Below are 16,208 nucleotides of genomic sequence, written 5' to 3'. Positions count from 1 at the left end.
CCTGTCTGCAATTTTCTTTTGGGGGTCCCCGCTTGGCTGTCCTGACCGTGCGCCGTCGCGCCTTTTTCGCTCCTACTGTCCGCTCGCGGAACCCTGTGGTGTACGCGTCGATCGTCCTGGTCTCGGCACTGATTTCGCTGGCGCGACTCCCGGGCCCGGCTATCGGAACCCTGTGGGCCGAAGATGGCGGGATCTTCATCAATGACGTGCTCAAGGACGCAGGCCTCCGGGGCATCTTTGCCCCCTACCAGGGCTACCTCCACGTCGTGCCCCGCGGGGTGGCGTGGCTGGTCGTAAGACTGCTTCCTGTGGACGCGTGGGCGATCGCGGTGACCGTGGCGGCGTGCCTGATCGTGGGCGGCGTGGCCGCGCTCGTGTTCCACTGCTCGTCCGCGCTGTCCAGTAATACCTGGGTCCGGCTTGGGTTCGCAGCGGTGCCCGTCTTGGTCGCTGCCAGCCCTGAGGAGGCTCTCGGAAACCTCGCAAACCTGCATTGGTACTTCCTGTACTTGGCGCCGTGGCTCCTTTTGAAACGGCCCCGGACATGGGCCGAGGGTGTCCTCCTGACGGTTGCGGCGCTGCTCGTGGGCCTTACGGAAATACAGGCCGCAGTGTTCGTCCCCCTGTTTCTCTACAGGCTGCGGGACGCACGCCTTTGGGGTCCGAGGCTAGCCCTCCTCGTTGGCGTTGGGGCGCAGGTTTTCACGACGCTGGCGTTCCCGCGCGAAAACCCGGCCGCACCGCCGGTGAATTGGCTATCGGTCGTATACGGGTGGTTCGTCGACGGCCCGTCCGCCGTAATGTTCGGTACCGCCGGACAGATATCCCGCGTGGTAGTCCGTTTCGGTTGGGTGCCCGTGGTGCTGGCGGGGGTCCTCTTCCTTGCAGCGACCGCGCTCATCCTTGTTCGGGGTGGAACGCGCGAGAGGGTTGCCGCAGGCGCGTTCCTGGGCGGCTCGGTCGTCATAGCGTGCGCAGCCGTGGCCCTGAACTTCCGGCCGTTCCTCGACTACGCCGCTTTCGACGACGCCGGCTGGAACGCCTTGCACCTCGGGCGGTACGCTGTTGCGCCGTCCATGTTCCTGCTCGCACTCTTGCCGCTTCTGGGCGAGGTTCTGGGGCGCTCTGCACGGCCGGCGGTGCTCGGCGTTTTGGCCGTGCTGATGCTCGTCTACTTCTTCCCCGTGGCCGTGGGGCGCGAGTTCGGACCAATCTGGGCGGACCATCTCGAGCAGGCCCGAGCGGCATGCCGGACGCCCGGGGCCGAACCGGAGCAGATCGTTCCGATCGCCCCGACGGATTGGTCGATCAAAGGCGTCAAGCTCCCCTGTCGCATCCTCGACTGACCCGGATGGGGGGTCCGTGCGCTAGGTAGCGATGAGTTCGGCTTCGCTGCGCTCAACATTCCGGGGAAAACGCGGGATGCGCGGAAAGAGGATCCTGTGTGAGATGACTGCACCCGCAACAAGTACCAGGAGGTATGCGGTTGTCAGCCCTTCCCAAGTGAGGGGCGGCTGCCACAGCGGATCGAACATTTCCGTCCAGTTCGTATGGGTTTGGAGACCTATCGTGTACCGCCGGAGGACAAACACAAAGAGGTAAACGTGTACGCCAACGGCTCCGGCAAAGAGCCACGGAGACAGGGAACGCGCCCATGGTCCCCGTGGTGTCGGGCGCATGCGCATGGCCACTCCGCAGGCGAGCAGAAGCAAGACAAACAGGGCCAGCAAGTATCTGCCCTGCCAGATGTAGCCAATTTGCTGTATTACCTGGGCCTGAAGGATGGGCGGCAGGATCAATACCGCGACAAGCAGGATCCAGACTGCGGGCCGGGCCCGCAGAGGCCGTGCGGTGAGGCCGCCGATGATGACGGCCGCAAAGGCAAAGTGCCAGAAGGCGTAGACCGCGGCGGGTGCGCCGGTGTCCAGCCAGCCCATGATTCCGATATAGCCGGACGCATAGTCGAATGAGCGGTCCAGCATCGTGACGAAGGCCTGGTCCGGTGTCACATCACTGGGGGTACCCGTCAGGCTGCTCAGGCTATTTGCCGCGACCAGCCAGGCGAGACTGGCAGCGCAACCAAGGCCGATGAGCGCGGTCATGGCCAGGCCCAATCGGTTCTTCACGACGGCGACCATCGGCTTTATTCCGAAAATCAACACGGCTGAAACTAGCGCCACCGCCAGCCAGAGCAACGAAAGAGCGCGGGTATTGGCCAAAACGGCTCCGGAAATCCCGACAATAACGATGCTTGTCCGAACGTTCTTGAGATTCCGGTAATTCTCGAGAACGACGCATAGGTTGAGAAACAAGGCAGAAGTCGTAACCACTTCAAGCGCATTGGGATTGATCGAGCCGTTGAGAAAAAGCACCATCGGCGTGATGGAAACCAGGCAGCTCGCCATTGGCCAGAAGCGACGGCGCAATGACGCCGCAGCGCCGATGGTGGCCGCAAGGAACACTGAGCAGATCAGGGCACTGATCAGGCGCATCAGGTAGATCGCGGGCTCGCCCGCCATGAACCGTGAGGGAAGGCCGACCATCGCGTAGTACATCGGGTTGTAATTGCCGGCGCTCGTTTGGGCTTGCACGAGGTCCCGCGCTGCGGGGTCGAGTGGAGGTGCGCACGCAGGCGTCATGGCGATTTTGAAAGCGAAGCAACCTTGGGCGCTGATGGTGGAAATGTATCTCGGAACCGTGACAATAGTCTGCTCGCCCTGCTTGCCTGTTGAGCTTCCCGTGAGCTCACCACGGGCGACTGCCGCGGCTTTGATGGTGTGGGCCGGCTCGTCGGGCACTGACATCAGGGGTGAGGCGAACACCCAAATCATGGAAAGCACGGCAATGATGGGGAACGCAATGAACGTGAACCGCAGTGTGGGCAGTGCGCCCGGCCTGCGTGCTGCGCGTGGCAGGGCTGGAGAATTGGTAACCATCGTCCTGATACGTTATCGCACCCGATCGCCAACAACCCGGCTGGACGAGACCGCCTGAAGCCGGTCGAAACAGGCCATCGGCACGGTTTGGCGGTTCGATGCGCGGCGTTTCGCTGGAACCGGAGCCGTTATGATTGATCGAGCCTTGCGGTCGCTGAGGCGAGGCTGTCTCCGCCGGAAGCCGCAGTTTATATGACATTGACGATTTTGGGGTGCTAACAGTGGCGCTAGACCCGCGTGCTCAAGTGACGCGCTTGGTGGGCTTTGTCCACCGTAGCCACCTCTTGAAATTCTTGATCGTGGGAGGGCTCTCCTTCGCCATTGATCTTGGCCTGCTGGTTCTGTTGCACGAAGGCTTTGGGGTTGACTTGTGGTTTGCCACGCCAGCTGCTTTCCTCGCGAGCCTCGTCTTCAACTATTTCGTCCAGCGCTCATATACTTTCCAGTCCAATAACCGGCAGCACGTCAGCATGTTCCGGTACGGCCTCCTAGTCGTTTTCAACGTCTTCGCAACGGACATCATCGTCAATCTTTTCGATAGCCTCGCCCTCACCTATGCGGGTGGAAAAGTAGTGGCCACGGTTTCGACAATGACCTGGAATTTCTTCCTCTACAAATACTGGATTTTCCGCACCGATGCCCGTAACTCCGGGAAAGATCAACAAGACGATTCCGAATTCAGCCCCACTGCCGCAGACGGCTGATCAGCCGGCTACCAGCTCTACCTCGTAGCCGTCGGTATTCACCAGATAGGCGGCGTAGTGGCCCGGCCCGCCGGCGTGGGGATATTTGCTCTCGAACATCTCGTACCAGCCCGAGTCCGCGCCGAGCTCCCGGAGCCGGTCCACGTTCTCCCTGGTGCCGGCATGGAAGGCGAGGTGGTTGAGCCCGGGCTCCGTCCTGCGGTGCGTGCTTCCCGTGAGGGCCGCGGACTGTTCGATCACGATGTACGTGCCTCCGAGTTTCCAACTGCAGCCCTCGGGCCACTCCTGGAATTGTTCGTAGCCCAGTTCGGCCAGCAGCCAGCCCCATTCTTCCTGCGCCCGGCTGATGTGGGGTACCCAAATTTCTACGTGGTGCAGCGAACCCACCGGAACATCAGCCATGCGCAGAGTCTACGGTTGACGGGGGCCCGCGGGAATGCCGGGCAACTCCACGACAAATGCCGCGCCGCCCTCACGCGCCGCGCGCACACTGATGCGACCGCCCATCCGCTGCACGATCCTTGCCGCGATGGACAAACCGAGTCCGCTTCCAACCGGCCGTTCTCCGCTGTATCTGGCAAAGAGCGCACCGCGTTCGAACGCGACGGAGGCATCCGCCTCCGTGAGGCCAGGGCCGCCGTCGCGCACTTCAACGGTGAGTCCGTTGCCGGAAAGGTAAGCGGCGAGCACAACGGGAGCGCTTTCAGGGGTCACGCGCAGCGCGTTTTCCAGCAAGCCGTCCACCACTTGGCGCAGGCGCTGGCCATCGCTGCGGACCGGCAATGGCCCGGAAGGCAGTTCGAGCCGACCGGCAATTCCGTTCTGGACGCACACCGCTTGCCAGGCCTGCCAACTCTCGCGCAGGATCAAGGATGCGTCCACAGGCTGGAGTTCCACGCGGAAATCATCGGACTCAAGCCGTGCCAATTCCAGGAGATCGCGGACAAAACGGTCCAGGCGGTTGGTTTCGGCCACGAGCGTCCGTCCGACCCCGCTCACGTCGTCTCCGCTGACCACGCCATCGGCAAGCGCTTCGGCGTAGCCCCGCAGCGCGGTAAGTGGTGTCCGGATTTCGTGCGAAATGGAGAGCAGGAACTCGCGTTGGCGGCCCTCGCTGGTACGGAGCGCGGCGTCGAGGGCCGCCAGCGCCTGCGACACCTCCACCACTTCGGCCGGGCCGCCGGGTGCTACGGCCACGGATCGTTCTCCGGCTGCGAGCCGATGGGCCGAATGCGCCGTACGCACCAGCGGCCGGCTCAACCATTGCGCCAACAGGCCACCGGCGACGATGGCGAACACGAGGCAGACCGCGAGGGCAATCAGCATGCGGCTCAGGAGGGGAGCGGCGGCCGCGCGGATTTCGGACACGGGCTGCGCCAGCACCACGCCTCCGCCGGCCGCCAAGGGCCGGGCTTCGAGGACCACGGTGTTTTGTGGACCGTTCACCGACGTCGAGACCGACTTTCCGGTCAATACCTCCGCGACGGTCTTTGCATCCACCAGCCTCGCCCCGCCGCCTGTCACGCGGCCGTCGGTGCTGATTTGCGCGAGCCTCGCGCCGTGCGTGAGCAGATCTGTGCGCAGGTCCTGCAGGCTCCCAAGGCTTGACTGCTTGCTGAGGGAATCGGCCTCGACCGCGAGGTACTTCTTGGCTTCGTCAACCGCCGTGGCGTTGACCAGTTGCGCCGCCAGAAGGCCGGCAAGTACGACGGCGACGGTCGCGACGGCGGCGATCACCGCCGTCGTGCGTCCGGCCAGTGTGCCGAACCAGCGCCTCACGTGGCTCCTCCGGCGCCGGGACGGAGCACGGACGAATGGGGAGGCGCGGCCGAATAGCCGACGCCGCGGCTCGTCGCGATGGGGGAGTGCTCGCCGAGCTTGGCACGGAGCTGCGCGATGTGCACATCCACTGTCCGCCCGGCGGCATAACTGGCCTGCCCCCACACGGCGGACAGGAGCTGCTCCCGGGAAAAGACCCGGCCAGGCTGCGCCATGAGGTACGCGAGGAGGTCGAATTCGGTGGCCGTCAGGGTGAGTTCCTCGGTTCCCGCGCGTGCGGTCCGGTTCAGCGGATCCAGTTCGACGCTGCCCAGCACGAGCGGTTTGGAACGTGGGGTTCCTTCGGTCCGGCGCAGGACCGCCTTGACCCGCGCCACTAGTTCGGAGGGCGAAAACGGCTTGGTGAGATAGTCGTCCGCGCCCAATTCCAGGCCAAGGACGCGGTCCACCTCCTCATCCCGGGCCGTGACGAACAGTACCGGCGTCCAGTCCTCTGCCTGCCGCAGTTGCCTGCAAAGCTCGATCCCGTCCAGACCGGGCAGGCCGACATCGAGAATCACCGCGACCGGTTTGAGTCGCTTGATCTGTGCCAACGCGGACACCCCGTCCCGCTCAACGTGTACACCGAAACCCGCGCGGCCCAGATAGAGGCGTTGGATATCGGCAATTGCCCGTTCATCCTCGGCAATCAGCACCAATCCGCGGCTGTCTTCCATGCGTCCATTCAACAGCAAGGATCAAGCCTGTGGAGCGTCCTCGTCGGCCGCCGGGGACGGTTTTACATTCCTCGAACATTGGCCGAACACTCAATTCATGCGGCCGGACCAGAGTGTGGTGAAGAGCGCTGGCGGATCGACCACCGGCCGGAACAAAGGACACGGACCATGAACAACAGCATCCCGAGCTCCAGCACCCCCGTTGAGGGCCGCAAGCGCACCAAAGCGCGCACCGCCGTCGTCAGCGTCCTCGCAGCAGGCCTCCTGCTGGGCGGCGGCGTGATCGCCGCCAACGCCGCAACCGCAAGTAGCCCGAGCACGACGGCGGCAGCCACCTCCCAGTCCGAGGCCACGGCAGCGACGGCAACGGCAACGGCGGCGGCCAAGACGGCTCTCGCGCGGCATCCGCTCGCGGCGGCCCTGCGGTTCTTCGTGAACGGTGACAGCAGCAAACCGAACTACGGCCAACGAGCCGCGAAGATCGCCACGTTCATCCTGGACAAGCGCCCGAAACTGGCCGCGAAGCTTCCAGCCGCGCTGCAAGCGGACCTGAAAGCGCTGAAGGACGCAGCCGACGGCGACCGGGTGGCCAAGGCAACCCACATCAGGGACACAGCCCTGAACGGCGGCTACGGCCCGAAGATCCAGGCGCAGGCAAAACGCATGCAGGAGCAGAAAGCCGACCGCAAGGCTTAAACGGCGGCAAGGCTGGTTATTTGTGGCGGGACCGCCACAAATAACCAGCCTTGTTGTGCAGACGCGGGCCGCCCGCAGCCCCCGTCCGCCCTGTGTCTGGACCGGCAGTGTGCCTAGGCCGGAACGGGGTCCCGGTCCGGATCCGCCGCTACGAGGGGACCGTCGTCGAACGGCATTTCGTCGAGGTCGATCAACGGGTTGGTGTCCTGGGTGGCAACCAGCTCGCGGGCTTCGGCCTGCGTGTCCACGCTTGGCATGGAGCCCGGAAGTGGCCGCTGTGCGGATTCGCGCAGGAAGTAGATGGCGATTGCGCCAACCACGGACGTTCCCATGAGGTAATACGCGGGCATCATGTCGTTGCCGGTGCCTTGGATCAAGGCGGCGACAATGAATGGCGTGGTGCCGCCGAAGATCGCTACGGAGAAGTTGTAGGCGATGCCCATTCCCCCGTAACGGCTCGAGGTCGGGAACAGCGCCGGAAGCGCGGAGGCGAGGTTGGCTATATAGAACGTGACCGGGAAGGCGATCAGGGCCAGGCCGGCAAGCGTGGACCAAATGTCGCCGATGCCGATCAGCAGGAAGGCCGGAACAGCGAACACGACCGTGCTGACGGCCCCGATCCACAGGACGGGCCGGCGGCCGATCCGGTCGGAGAGCTTGCCCGTCAACGGGATGCAGACTGACATGACGACCAAAACGGGGATGGTCAGCAGCGTGCCATGAATAGGGTCGTAGCCCTTGGACTCGGTCAGGTACGTGGGCATGTAGGAAGTCAGCATGTAGCCCACCGTGTTGGCGGCGGCGGCGAGGATCATGGCGAGGATGATCTGGCGCCAGTAAGCCTTCACGATGCCGATGGGACCCTTGGCTACCGCGGCGTCGCCCGCTGCGGCGTCCGCGGCGAGGGCCTCCTGGGCATCCAAAGTGGCTTGGAACTGGGGTGATTCCTCGATCTTGCTACGGAAGTACACGGCGATGACGCCGAGCGGACCCGCAATGAGGAAGGGCAGACGCCAGCCCCAGTCCTCCATGGCCGATTGGCCGATGGTGAGCTGCAGGATGGACACGAGCGCCGCGCCAAGGGCGAAGCCGATGTAGGAGCCCATGTCCAGGAAGCTCGCGAAGAAACCGCGGCGCTTGTCCGGAGCGTACTCGCTCACGAACGTGGTGGCGCCGGCGTACTCGCCGCCGGTGGAGAAACCCTGGACAAGCTTCAGGATGACGAGCAGTGCCGCTGCCCAGATACCGATTTGTGCGTAACCGGGCAGGAGTCCGACGGCGAAGGTGCTTGCCGCCATCAGCAAGAGTGTTGTGGCGAGCACCTTCTGGCGGCCCACCTTGTCGCCCAACCACCCGAAGACAACGCCGCCGAGGGGGCGTGCCACGAAGGTTGCGGCGAATGTTCCCAGCAGGAACAGGGTCTGCACGGACTTGTCCGCCTCGGGCAGGAAGACCGGCCCCATCGTGGTGATGAGGTAGCCAAACACGCCGACGTCGTACCATTCCATCGTGTTGCCGACGATCGTCCCGCCGAGTGCTTTTTTCAGCATGGGCTGGTCAACGACGTTGACGTCGGATACCTTGAGTCGACGGCGTGTTGGAAGTTTCAATTTTGAGGCACCGCGTGGTGCGTTCTTGCTCGTTGCAGCGGCGTTCCTAGCGCCTGCTGAAGAGTCGGTGATGCTTCGGTCTGTGGGCATTTGTGTTTCTCCTAGGGAGATCATTTGCTTGCGACATACAGCTGCTCCGCTCTGGGCAGGGTTTCAATTTTACGCGAGATTCGCCCAATCTTAGAGTTGGGCTCCGAATTTCGGGGCCATTCCGGGCCCTTTCGGGCACAAATGTCTGACATCCACGGACCCCCTCCAGCCCCGGAATCACGCGGATTTTGGCGTGCTCCGGAGGTGCGTTACCAAATTGTTTGATTCAGGGCCCCGGAACGCACAGTTTGCTGATCATTTCCGGTGGATTGCCCGTTGTTTTCCCAACACCACCGTGGCATCGAATTCTCCAGAATGGACCACCCGCGCGGACAGCCCGGCGTCCTCGAACAGGGCCGCCGTCGTCGCGGCCTGCCGGACGCTCGTTTCGATCAGCAGCCGACCACCGGGAGCCAGCCACAACGGAGCCTCCCCAGCGATCCTGCGCTGCACATCCAAACCATCCGAGCCGCCGTCGAGCGCCACCCGCGGTTCATGCAGTCGGGCCTCTGGCGGCATCATCCCGATCGAGTCCGTGGGGACGTAGGGAGCGTTGGCCACCAGGACGTCAACCCGGCCGCGAAGAGCGTCCGGCAGCGCCGAATAGAGATCGCCTTCGTGCACCTGGCCGCCCACCGGGCCGAGGTTACGGCGGGCGCAGCGGACCGCAGAGGGGTCGACGTCGGCCGCGTGAAGCTCGATGCCGCCCGCCGCGGCAAGCAAAGCGGCGCCGACGGCACCCGAACCACAGCAAAGATCGACGACGACGGCGCCCGGCCGGGCGAGGCGGGCCGCCGCCTGGACGAGGTACTCCGTGCGGCGCCGGGGGACGAAGACGCCAGGGTCCACGGCGATGTGTTGGCCGCAGAACTCTGCCCAGCCCAGGAGGTATTCAAGGGGTAAACCCGAGACGCGTTGTTCCACCAGGCAGTCAAGCTCCTCGGGAGCGTGCGCCGCGGCGATCAGGAGCCGGGCCTCTTCTTCGGCGAAGACGCAACCGGCAGAACGGAGCCGTGCCGTGACGGCGGAATGGGACGGCTGGAACGTGGGTGCTGACATAGGAGAGCCTTTCGGGGTACCGAGGGGTGCTCTCCGGGCCATGCTAGCCGAGGGTGGAGTCGGGAACCACGCCTGAAACGGCTTCGACGAAAGCCGGGGTTCACAAACACAGCCCGGAGTGTCTAGGGTGGGTGCATGGGAACACTGATTTTTGAATAGGCCAGCGGGTCACCGCTGAGTTTGAACCGACAAAAATCCATGCCTGTTGAGGCTTCGCCTCCGCGCCGTTCCTGTTGCTTTCACTAGACCCCAGGGTCTCGCAGCGGACGTCGCGTCCCGATACCTCCTCCGGCACATCAAGAGCTCTAAGGAGTCCACTGCATGACACCGAACACACCCGAAACCGACGCCGGGCAGGAACCAGAAGCGCAGGAAACCATCGCCCCGGCGGCCGGTGTCAGATCGAAACTGACTGACGCCCAGAAGGAGATGCTGGCCAGCAAGTCCCGTGGCGGGGCAGGGAACGGCTGGCAAAGCACCGGAAAAGGACACAAACCCACTCAGGCGAGTGGCAAGCTGGCCAAGTCCGAGAAGAAAGTCCGCTGGTAGATCCTGCAGACAAGCGGACCGCTCCCACCTAGTATGGAAAATCCCTTCGTTTCAATGCAGAAAGGAAGAACAATGGCTGCGAAGCACGTTGAGCAACAAATCAACTCCGAGGTGGCCAGCCACTTGGTCGAGTCCATGGATAAAGCGCCCATGCCAGCCCCGGCAACGGTGGCCATGGCCCTCGGCTCGACCCAAGGACCGGCCTGGCCGGACGTCAGCGGCAAGGCCAAGCACCCCAAGGACCGCGGCGCAAGCCACGGCCGCGTAGGCCAGCAGGCGGCAGTCACCGCGGTCCACCGCACCAGCCGTCCGCAGATGCCGCACTCCTCCTAGGAACCCACCCTCCTCAGCCCAACTGACTCGCACTTAATGTCGTTCTGAGCCCTCATAACGACATCTGCTGCCAGTTAGTTGGGCTGAGTTACGTGCGGGAGGCGTAAGCGTGCGGGCCTGGGTTATGCGCGCTCGACGTCGTCGGGAGACTTGTCGGGGCGCCAGCCGCGCCAGACGGGATGGCGCATTCTCTCGGCGCCGGTCCAATCGCCGAACGTCACCTCTCCCACGAGCTCGGGCGAAACCCAGTGCGCCGTGGCGGCGTCCTCGGCCGGGATGTCATGGAACGGAGAGTCCGGGCGATCGAGACCTTGCAGGCGCTTCAGGATATCGCGCAGTTGCCAGTCCTTGAACCCTGTGCCCACCCGGCCCGCGTAGCGCAGCTTGTCGCCGTCGGGAATCCCCACCAGCAACGCGCCAATGGTCCCCAGCCTCGTCCCGGAGCCGGGCCGCCAGCCACCCACCACCACTTCCTGCGTGCGTTCCAACTTGAGCTTGATCCAGGACCTGCTGCGCCGCCCCGGCTGGTACCGGCTATCCGCGCGCTTGGCCATGACGCCCTCCAAGCCAAGCTCGCCGGCGCTGGCCAGGATGTCGTCAAGGTCATGTTCCAGGATCTCGGACACATGGATAGGGGAACCCTGGGCCGGCAGCTTGGCACGGAACTCCGCCAGCTTTTCCCGGCGCTCGCTGAGCGGCAGGGACGTGAGGTCGGCACCGCCGTGGGACCCGGCGTCGTACAGGAGATCGAACACCATGAGCTGCACGGGGACCGCGGCCCGGGCACGTTCGACGTCGCCGGGCTTGAAGAGGTTCATCCGCTTCTGGAGCAGCTCGAAGCTGGGCCGGCCGTTCTTGCTGAGTGCGACGATTTCGCCATCGGCCACGAAGTCGTGGTCAGGCCAATAGCGCGGATCCGCCAGTTCGGGGTAGGTGGGTGTCATGTCGATCCCCGAGCGGCTGGTCAACCTGATCTTGCCGCCCGAGCCTGAAACGATCGCCCGGAAACCGTCCCACTTGAGCTCAAACAGCCAGTCGCCGGAGGAGACATCGGCGGTTGTCCCGGAGGTTGCGAGCATGGGCGCGTAGCTGGGGGTCCCGATCGGTTGGGGCCGGGAGTCAGGCAACAGCACCGTCCGATGGCCCGGTTTGTCCTTCATCAGGTGGATCAGCCATTGCGACGGCGACTCCCCGGTGTGGATGAGCGCGAAGCGGCGGGTCCCGTGCAATCCGCCGCCGGGCTTTCCGGTGAGGGTAGCGATGACTTCCTTGCCGTCGCGCCATTTTTCGCACTCGAACTCGCCGCTGTCCCAGATGCTGACCGTCCCGGCACCGTATTCGCCCTTCGGAATGATGCCCGCGAATTGCGCATACTCCATCGGGTGGTCCTCCGTGCGCACCGCGAGGTGGTTCTTGTCCGGAGTGTCGGGCACGCCCCGCGGCAAGGCCCACGACGCCAGGACGCCGTTGTGCTCCAGCCGGAAATCCAGGTGGAAACGGCGGGCATGGTGCTCCTGGATGACGAAAATTCCGCCGGGCGGATTGGGTTCCGCGTCGGACTGGAGGGGGCGCGAACCGGCTTGGTGCTCGACGGCGGGAAACGGTTCGGGGGTCCGCTGCGGATCGCGCTTGTCCACGTAGCTGGCCAGCCGAGGGTTCAAGGCCGCGCCCCCGACGGCGGTGCTGACGCCGGCCGCGCCGGTGCCCGCGCGGTGCGAGTGGGGCGGGCCGCCGTCGTCGTTCTTGGTTCTGGAACCGCCGTTCGAGTGCGAAGTGGCGTGCCCGCCCGCCACCGCGGCGAAGGGGTCCTTTCCCCCTTTGACGCGCTCCATGACGGCCGTGAAGTCCAGATGCTCGAGCTTGGGCGATGCGAGTTCGCGCCACGTCCTCGGGGCGGCGACCATGGGGTGGGCGCGACCGCGGAGGGAGTACGGCACGATGGTGGTCTTGTTCCCGCTATTCTGGCTCCAATCCACCAGCACCTTGCCGTTGCGCAGGGTTTTCTTCATGTCGCTGACCACGAGGTCCGGATGGTCGGCCTCAAGCGAGCGCGCCAATTCGTGCGCGAACGCGGAGACCTGCTCCCATTTGCGGGTGCCATCCAGTCCGGCGTAGAGATGGATCCCTTTGCTGCCGCTCGTCACAGGAACCGGATCGAGGCCGATGTCCTGCAGGATGCTGCGAGCCAACTTGGCGACTTCGACGCATTCGGAAAGGCCGGTGCCGGGACCGGGGTCGAGGTCCAGGACAAGGCGGTCCGGCGGCAGCATGGTCCCGTCGGCGTCCACTTGCCATTGCGGCACGTGGATTTCCAAGGCTGCAATCTGGGCCAGCCAGGTGAGCGTGGCGAGGTTGTTGACGAGCGGATAAACGTTGCTGTGTTCCCTGTGCTGGATGGTGACCCGGGGAACCCATGACGGCGTGGAGTCGTCCAGGTTCTTCTGGAAGAACATAGGCCCGGGATCCGACGTGGTCCCTACTCCGTGGACCCAGCGCTTCCGGGTGGCGGGCCGGTTGGCGGCAGCCGGGATCAGGAACGGGGCAACGGCGGCATAGTATTCGAGCACTTCGGCCTTGGTGGTGCCAGTCTCCGGGTAGATGATTTTGCCCAGGTTGGTGAGCGTCAGTTCATGGCCTTCAACGTTGACGCGTTCCTTCTGGCTGGTTGCCACCTCTTCACCTCCGCCGTGTTGTGATGTTCACTTAGTGCATGAGGGCCATATGGAAGGGTTCTATCGCGTTCGGGCTGGTCAACGTACCCGTCAAGCTCTACAGCGCCACCGAGGACCACGATGTCAGTCTCCACCAGGTCCACAACAAGGACGGAGGCCGAATCCGTTACCAGCGGAAGTGCGAAATCTGCGCCTCTGTTGTGGATTACGAGGATATCGACAAGGCCTACGAAGAGGAAGGCCGCACCGTGGTGCTGTCGGCGGCCGATTTGAAGTCGCTGCCTGCGGAGAGCAGCCGCGAAATCGAGGTTGTGGAGTTCGTTCCAGCTGAGCAGTTGGACCCCATCATGTACGAGCGGCCCTATTATCTCGAGCCGGATTCCAAGTCGCCCAAGGCCTACATGCTTCTTCTGCGCACTTTGCAGGACACCGAGCGCGTGGCCATTGTGCAGTACGCCCTCCGGCAGAAGACCAGGCTGGGCGCACTGCGGGTACGGGGCGATGTGCTGATGCTGCAATCCCTGCTCTGGGACGACGAAGTCCGCGAAGCAAACTTCCCTTCGCTGGAAACCGACGTCAAGATCTCGGACAAGGAACTTGAGATGTCCTCGGCCCTGGTGGATTCCATGGCGCGCGACTTCGAGCCCGAGCAATACACCGACAACTACCAAGTTCAATTGCGCCAACTCATCGCGGCCAAACTCGAAAAGGGCGACTCCATCGACACCGAGGAGACGTTCGGTGTGGCAGCCAGCGAAGGGGAAGGTGGCGAGGTCATCGACCTCATGGAAGCCCTCAAACGGAGTCTCGACAAGAAGCGCGGCAAAGCGTCTGCCGGCTCGTCCGACGAGTCCTCCGCTGAAGGGTCCGACGACGGCGCCACAGCCAAGGCGGCCAGCAAGCCGCGGGCGAGGGTCAAGAAAGCCTGACGCGCCGCCGTCGTGCGCTTCGTGAAAGCTGGGCATGCTCCAAGTGGCCTGCGCCGGAGCAAGGCACATGTCCCATGGATGGCCTAGTGGTTTCGCAACGCAGAGATCAGCTCGGATTTCTTCTTGCTTGAGTACCCTGTGAGCCCCAGTTCCTTCGCCCGGGACTTCAATTGGGGCACAGTCCAGTCTTCATAGTCGCCCGAGGTGCCGCCGCGTCGGCCGATTTCCTTGCGGCCCTCCTTGGCAGCGGCATTCGAGATCCTCGCGGCCTTTTCCTTCGAGGCGCCATCCTCACGGAGGCTTTCGTAGAGTTCCGGATCCTTGAGGCTGGGATTCTTCTTGTTTGGCATGCGATCCTCCTTTGGTCAAGATCCGGGCTAGGACGGAAGCTCCATCCGGAACCCGCAGCGGCACTGCAACACCTTTGTGGCCAGGTACACGTCGAGAAGGTCGACGGCGGGGTCTTCGGTGGACACCGGTGCATACACGCTGTGGAATCCGGTTCCTGAGATCTTCATGGGTTCGCCGCAGTGGATGTATTCGCCGCCGAATTGCAGCACACCTGACACCGTGCCTCGCTGGTTCAGGATGGCTGCGACGTCCTGGAATGTTGCGGCATGGGCGTAGAACATATCGCATTCCACGCAGGTGTAGGCGACATCCACGAACTCTGCCGACGGTGGCTTCAGGGGCTCGATGGAATCGAGAATCACGTACTCGGCGGTGCCGCAATGGCCGCACCAGATTCGTTCCCCTTTGGGGAGGGGCGCGCCGTTGGGAACAAGCGGGTCAGAGATAGTCGGCATCGACTTAACTCCTTGAACCAGGAAGTGCGGCTCCCGCGCGAGGCGGAAGCCGCACTTCGAGCGGATTTAATCCTTCTTGAAAGCGTCCTTGACCTTTTCACCGGCCGATTTCAGGTCGCTCTTGCTCTGATCCATCTTGCCTTCGGCTTCGAGTCTCTCGTTACCCGTCAGCTTTCCAGCCGCTTCCTTGGATTTGCCTGCAAGCTTTTCTCCGGCGTTCTGGATCTTGTCATCTGCACCCATGGACGTACTCCTTTGCTGGTAAAGGGACTTTCTTCGATTCGCCAAACGGTGTGGGGCCTGGCCGACAGGGCCAGGCGTCCTCACTGCAGTTGCCGGTCAAACTCCGTGTGACCTGCGGCCGGACATGAAGCTAAGGAGCCAGCCGATGGCCGCGACAATCAGGAGGACCACGCCGACCCAAAGGAGCCAGCTCACGGCCTGCGAGAAGCCGCCGACGAGCAGAAGAACGATTGCCACAACGCCTGCAATGATCAGAAGAGTGTTCACAATGACACATTCCTTACTTCAGCGGGACCGCTGGCAAGCGCCCGGGTCCCTTGCGATGTATTCGGTTGTCAGTTCGCTTGCGAACCGTTGTTCCCCGCCAGGCCCGAAGGCCCCGTGCAAGGTCTTGCTGTAGTGATACCGCCCCGGATTTTCAGGGTTTTCGTCCGGTAAGAACCGGCATCGACTTCCTCCATGGTACTACTAAGCACCCTTATCAAATCAAGTACTAAGTACGCTTACAAAGATTTTTGGATATCGTCGTAGGCTAAACGGAAGGTCGAGCGCAGGTTTCCTGCGCTCGCATCGGACGGTCGTTTAGGAGGAGAAAACGTGAAAGCATCGCAAACCCTGGCAGATAACCTCCAGTTGGTCCTGACGGATCTCATTGAACTCCAGCTCCAAGGAAAACAGGCCCATTGGAACATTGTTGGCCCCAATTTCCGGGACTTGCACCTGCAGCTCGACGAACTCGTCGCAGCCGCCCGGGAGTTCGCCGACGAAACCGCCGAAAGGATGCGGGCGCTCCATGCCCTTCCCGATGGCCGGAGCACCACCATCGCCGCCTCAACAAGGCTGGAGCAATTCCCCGCTGGATTGACCAAAACCAAGGACGCCGTGAAGCTGATCACCGATCGCCTGGAGCGGACGGTCCAGACCATGCGTGATGTCCACGACGCAGTAGACGAAGAAGACCCCACGACGGCGGACCTGCTCCACGCGTTCATTGCCCGTTTGGAGCAGCTCGCTTGGATGATCAGTGCCGAGATCATGTCGGCCAGTGCGTCCGTGGCAGATCCACAGGAAGCCTAGGAACCCGGC

The 16,208-nt window shown here is 63.5% G+C and carries 18 protein-coding genes; 7 read left to right on the top strand and 11 right to left on the bottom strand.

Going from position 1 to position 16,208, the window contains the following annotated elements; translation table 11 throughout:
* The first annotated feature begins 32 nt into the window (after window positions 1-32).
* A complete protein-coding gene (locus AC3WJU_RS04980; protein WP_492259290.1) occupies window positions 33-1,346 on the top strand; it encodes a hypothetical protein in 1,314 nt (437 codons plus the stop codon).
* Window positions 1,347-1,367: 21 nt separating this feature from the next.
* Here the strand turns inward: AC3WJU_RS04980 and AC3WJU_RS04975 are convergent, their stop codons facing one another.
* Window positions 1,368-2,936: a DUF2142 domain-containing protein gene (locus tag AC3WJU_RS04975; RefSeq protein ID WP_492259289.1), complete on the bottom strand. Its 1,569-nt coding sequence runs from the start codon at window positions 2,934-2,936 to the stop codon at window positions 1,368-1,370.
* 212 nt (window positions 2,937-3,148) lie between these two features.
* On the opposite strand from AC3WJU_RS04975, the gene AC3WJU_RS04970 reads away from it, so the two are divergent.
* Window positions 3,149-3,640 (top strand): GtrA family protein, encoded by a 492-nt coding sequence (locus tag AC3WJU_RS04970; RefSeq protein ID WP_492259288.1) that lies wholly within the window; start codon window positions 3,149-3,151, stop codon window positions 3,638-3,640.
* On the opposite strand, the gene AC3WJU_RS04965 is transcribed toward AC3WJU_RS04970, so the two are convergent.
* Genes AC3WJU_RS04965 through AC3WJU_RS04955 form a run of 3 tightly spaced genes read right to left on the bottom strand, consistent with a single transcriptional unit; the run spans window position 3,641 to window position 6,135 of the window.
* On the bottom strand, window positions 3,641-4,042 hold the full coding sequence (locus AC3WJU_RS04965) for a VOC family protein (RefSeq protein WP_284990784.1): 402 nt from the start codon (window positions 4,040-4,042) through the stop codon (window positions 3,641-3,643).
* 9 nt (window positions 4,043-4,051) lie between these two features.
* Entirely contained in the window at window positions 4,052-5,419 is a 1,368-nt protein-coding gene (locus AC3WJU_RS04960) for a sensor histidine kinase (RefSeq protein WP_492259287.1), read from the bottom strand.
* Entirely contained in the window at window positions 5,416-6,135 is a 720-nt protein-coding gene (locus AC3WJU_RS04955; RefSeq protein ID WP_059388398.1) for a response regulator transcription factor, read from the bottom strand. The genes AC3WJU_RS04960 and AC3WJU_RS04955 overlap by 4 nt, the downstream gene beginning before the upstream one ends.
* 168 nt (window positions 6,136-6,303) lie before the next feature.
* Here AC3WJU_RS04955 and AC3WJU_RS04950 point away from each other — a divergent pair, with 168 nt between their 5' ends.
* Complete coding sequence (locus tag AC3WJU_RS04950) at window positions 6,304-6,831, top strand: hypothetical protein (RefSeq protein WP_492259286.1); 528 nt, start codon at window positions 6,304-6,306, stop codon at window positions 6,829-6,831.
* Between the two features lie 113 nt (window positions 6,832-6,944).
* Here the strand turns inward: AC3WJU_RS04950 and AC3WJU_RS04945 are convergent, their stop codons facing one another.
* Both AC3WJU_RS04945 and AC3WJU_RS04940 read right to left on the bottom strand, forming a co-directional pair.
* Window positions 6,945-8,531, bottom strand: a complete 1,587-nt coding sequence (locus AC3WJU_RS04945) for an MFS transporter (RefSeq protein WP_441433388.1) — start codon at window positions 8,529-8,531, stop codon at window positions 6,945-6,947.
* A gap of 255 nt (window positions 8,532-8,786) precedes the next feature.
* The gene (locus AC3WJU_RS04940) at window positions 8,787-9,590 is read right to left on the bottom strand and encodes a putative protein N(5)-glutamine methyltransferase (RefSeq protein ID WP_307053863.1); all 804 of its coding nucleotides are present in this window, start codon (window positions 9,588-9,590) and stop codon (window positions 8,787-8,789) included.
* A 321-nt stretch (window positions 9,591-9,911) separates the two neighbouring features.
* Between AC3WJU_RS04940 and AC3WJU_RS04935 the strand changes: the two genes are divergently transcribed.
* Both AC3WJU_RS04935 and AC3WJU_RS04930 read left to right on the top strand, forming a co-directional pair.
* A complete protein-coding gene (locus AC3WJU_RS04935; RefSeq protein ID WP_306964467.1) occupies window positions 9,912-10,139 on the top strand; it encodes a hypothetical protein in 228 nt (75 codons plus the stop codon).
* Window positions 10,140-10,211: 72 nt separating this feature from the next.
* Window positions 10,212-10,472, top strand: coding sequence for a hypothetical protein (locus AC3WJU_RS04930; RefSeq protein WP_284990778.1), 261 nt, complete (start codon window positions 10,212-10,214; stop codon window positions 10,470-10,472).
* A gap of 122 nt (window positions 10,473-10,594) precedes the next feature.
* Here the strand turns inward: AC3WJU_RS04930 and AC3WJU_RS04925 are convergent, their stop codons facing one another.
* Window positions 10,595-13,144 (bottom strand): ATP-dependent DNA ligase, encoded by a 2,550-nt coding sequence (locus AC3WJU_RS04925; protein WP_492259285.1) that lies wholly within the window; start codon window positions 13,142-13,144, stop codon window positions 10,595-10,597.
* Between the two features lie 38 nt (window positions 13,145-13,182).
* Between AC3WJU_RS04925 and ku the strand changes: the two genes are divergently transcribed.
* Window positions 13,183-14,073, top strand: a complete 891-nt coding sequence (ku, locus tag AC3WJU_RS04920; RefSeq protein WP_059388401.1) for a non-homologous end joining protein Ku — start codon at window positions 13,183-13,185, stop codon at window positions 14,071-14,073.
* Between the two features lie 83 nt (window positions 14,074-14,156).
* Here ku and AC3WJU_RS04915 read toward each other — a convergent pair whose 3' ends face one another.
* From AC3WJU_RS04915 to AC3WJU_RS04900, 4 genes are all read right to left on the bottom strand, one after another.
* Window positions 14,157-14,423, bottom strand: a complete 267-nt coding sequence (locus tag AC3WJU_RS04915) for a DUF7218 family protein (protein ID WP_284990774.1) — start codon at window positions 14,421-14,423, stop codon at window positions 14,157-14,159.
* A gap of 27 nt (window positions 14,424-14,450) precedes the next feature.
* Window positions 14,451-14,879 (bottom strand): hypothetical protein, encoded by a 429-nt coding sequence (locus AC3WJU_RS04910; RefSeq protein ID WP_059388402.1) that lies wholly within the window; start codon window positions 14,877-14,879, stop codon window positions 14,451-14,453.
* 66 nt (window positions 14,880-14,945) lie between these two features.
* Window positions 14,946-15,122, bottom strand: coding sequence for a CsbD family protein (locus AC3WJU_RS04905; protein WP_059388403.1), 177 nt, complete (start codon window positions 15,120-15,122; stop codon window positions 14,946-14,948).
* Between the two features lie 96 nt (window positions 15,123-15,218).
* On the bottom strand, window positions 15,219-15,389 hold the full coding sequence (locus tag AC3WJU_RS04900; RefSeq protein WP_139359614.1) for a DUF2207 domain-containing protein: 171 nt from the start codon (window positions 15,387-15,389) through the stop codon (window positions 15,219-15,221).
* A 330-nt stretch (window positions 15,390-15,719) separates the two neighbouring features.
* On the opposite strand from AC3WJU_RS04900, the gene AC3WJU_RS04895 reads away from it, so the two are divergent.
* A complete protein-coding gene (locus AC3WJU_RS04895; RefSeq protein WP_059388404.1) occupies window positions 15,720-16,199 on the top strand; it encodes a Dps family protein in 480 nt (159 codons plus the stop codon).
* Window positions 16,200-16,208 lie beyond the last annotated feature (9 nt).

Source organism: Arthrobacter sp. FW306-1B-F12A (genome assembly GCF_058781865.1).
The sequence above is the reverse complement of the archived record's forward strand: the minus strand, read 5'-3'. Positions and strand labels throughout refer to the sequence as shown.

What these genes read in the sequence shown, in the direction of transcription:
- AC3WJU_RS04975 (WP_492259289.1), bottom strand. Translation starts at nt 2,936, where the DNA reads ATGGTTACCAATTCTCCAGCCCTGCCACGCGCAGCACGCAGGCCGGGC.
- AC3WJU_RS04965 (WP_284990784.1), bottom strand. Translation starts at nt 4,042, where the DNA reads ATGGCTGATGTTCCGGTGGGTTCGCTGCACCACGTAGAAATTTGGGTA.
- AC3WJU_RS04955 (WP_059388398.1), bottom strand. Translation starts at nt 6,135, where the DNA reads ATGGAAGACAGCCGCGGATTGGTGCTGATTGCCGAGGATGAACGGGCA.
- AC3WJU_RS04950 (WP_492259286.1), top strand. Translation starts at nt 6,304, where the DNA reads ATGAACAACAGCATCCCGAGCTCCAGCACCCCCGTTGAGGGCCGCAAG.
- AC3WJU_RS04945 (WP_441433388.1), bottom strand. Translation starts at nt 8,531, where the DNA reads ATGCCCACAGACCGAAGCATCACCGACTCTTCAGCAGGCGCTAGGAAC.
- AC3WJU_RS04940 (WP_307053863.1), bottom strand. Translation starts at nt 9,590, where the DNA reads ATGTCAGCACCCACGTTCCAGCCGTCCCATTCCGCCGTCACGGCACGG.
- AC3WJU_RS04935 (WP_306964467.1), top strand. Translation starts at nt 9,912, where the DNA reads ATGACACCGAACACACCCGAAACCGACGCCGGGCAGGAACCAGAAGCG.
- AC3WJU_RS04930 (WP_284990778.1), top strand. Translation starts at nt 10,212, where the DNA reads ATGGCTGCGAAGCACGTTGAGCAACAAATCAACTCCGAGGTGGCCAGC.
- ku (WP_059388401.1), top strand. Translation starts at nt 13,183, where the DNA reads ATGAGGGCCATATGGAAGGGTTCTATCGCGTTCGGGCTGGTCAACGTA.
- AC3WJU_RS04915 (WP_284990774.1), bottom strand. Translation starts at nt 14,423, where the DNA reads ATGCCAAACAAGAAGAATCCCAGCCTCAAGGATCCGGAACTCTACGAA.
- AC3WJU_RS04910 (WP_059388402.1), bottom strand. Translation starts at nt 14,879, where the DNA reads ATGCCGACTATCTCTGACCCGCTTGTTCCCAACGGCGCGCCCCTCCCC.
- AC3WJU_RS04905 (WP_059388403.1), bottom strand. Translation starts at nt 15,122, where the DNA reads ATGGGTGCAGATGACAAGATCCAGAACGCCGGAGAAAAGCTTGCAGGC.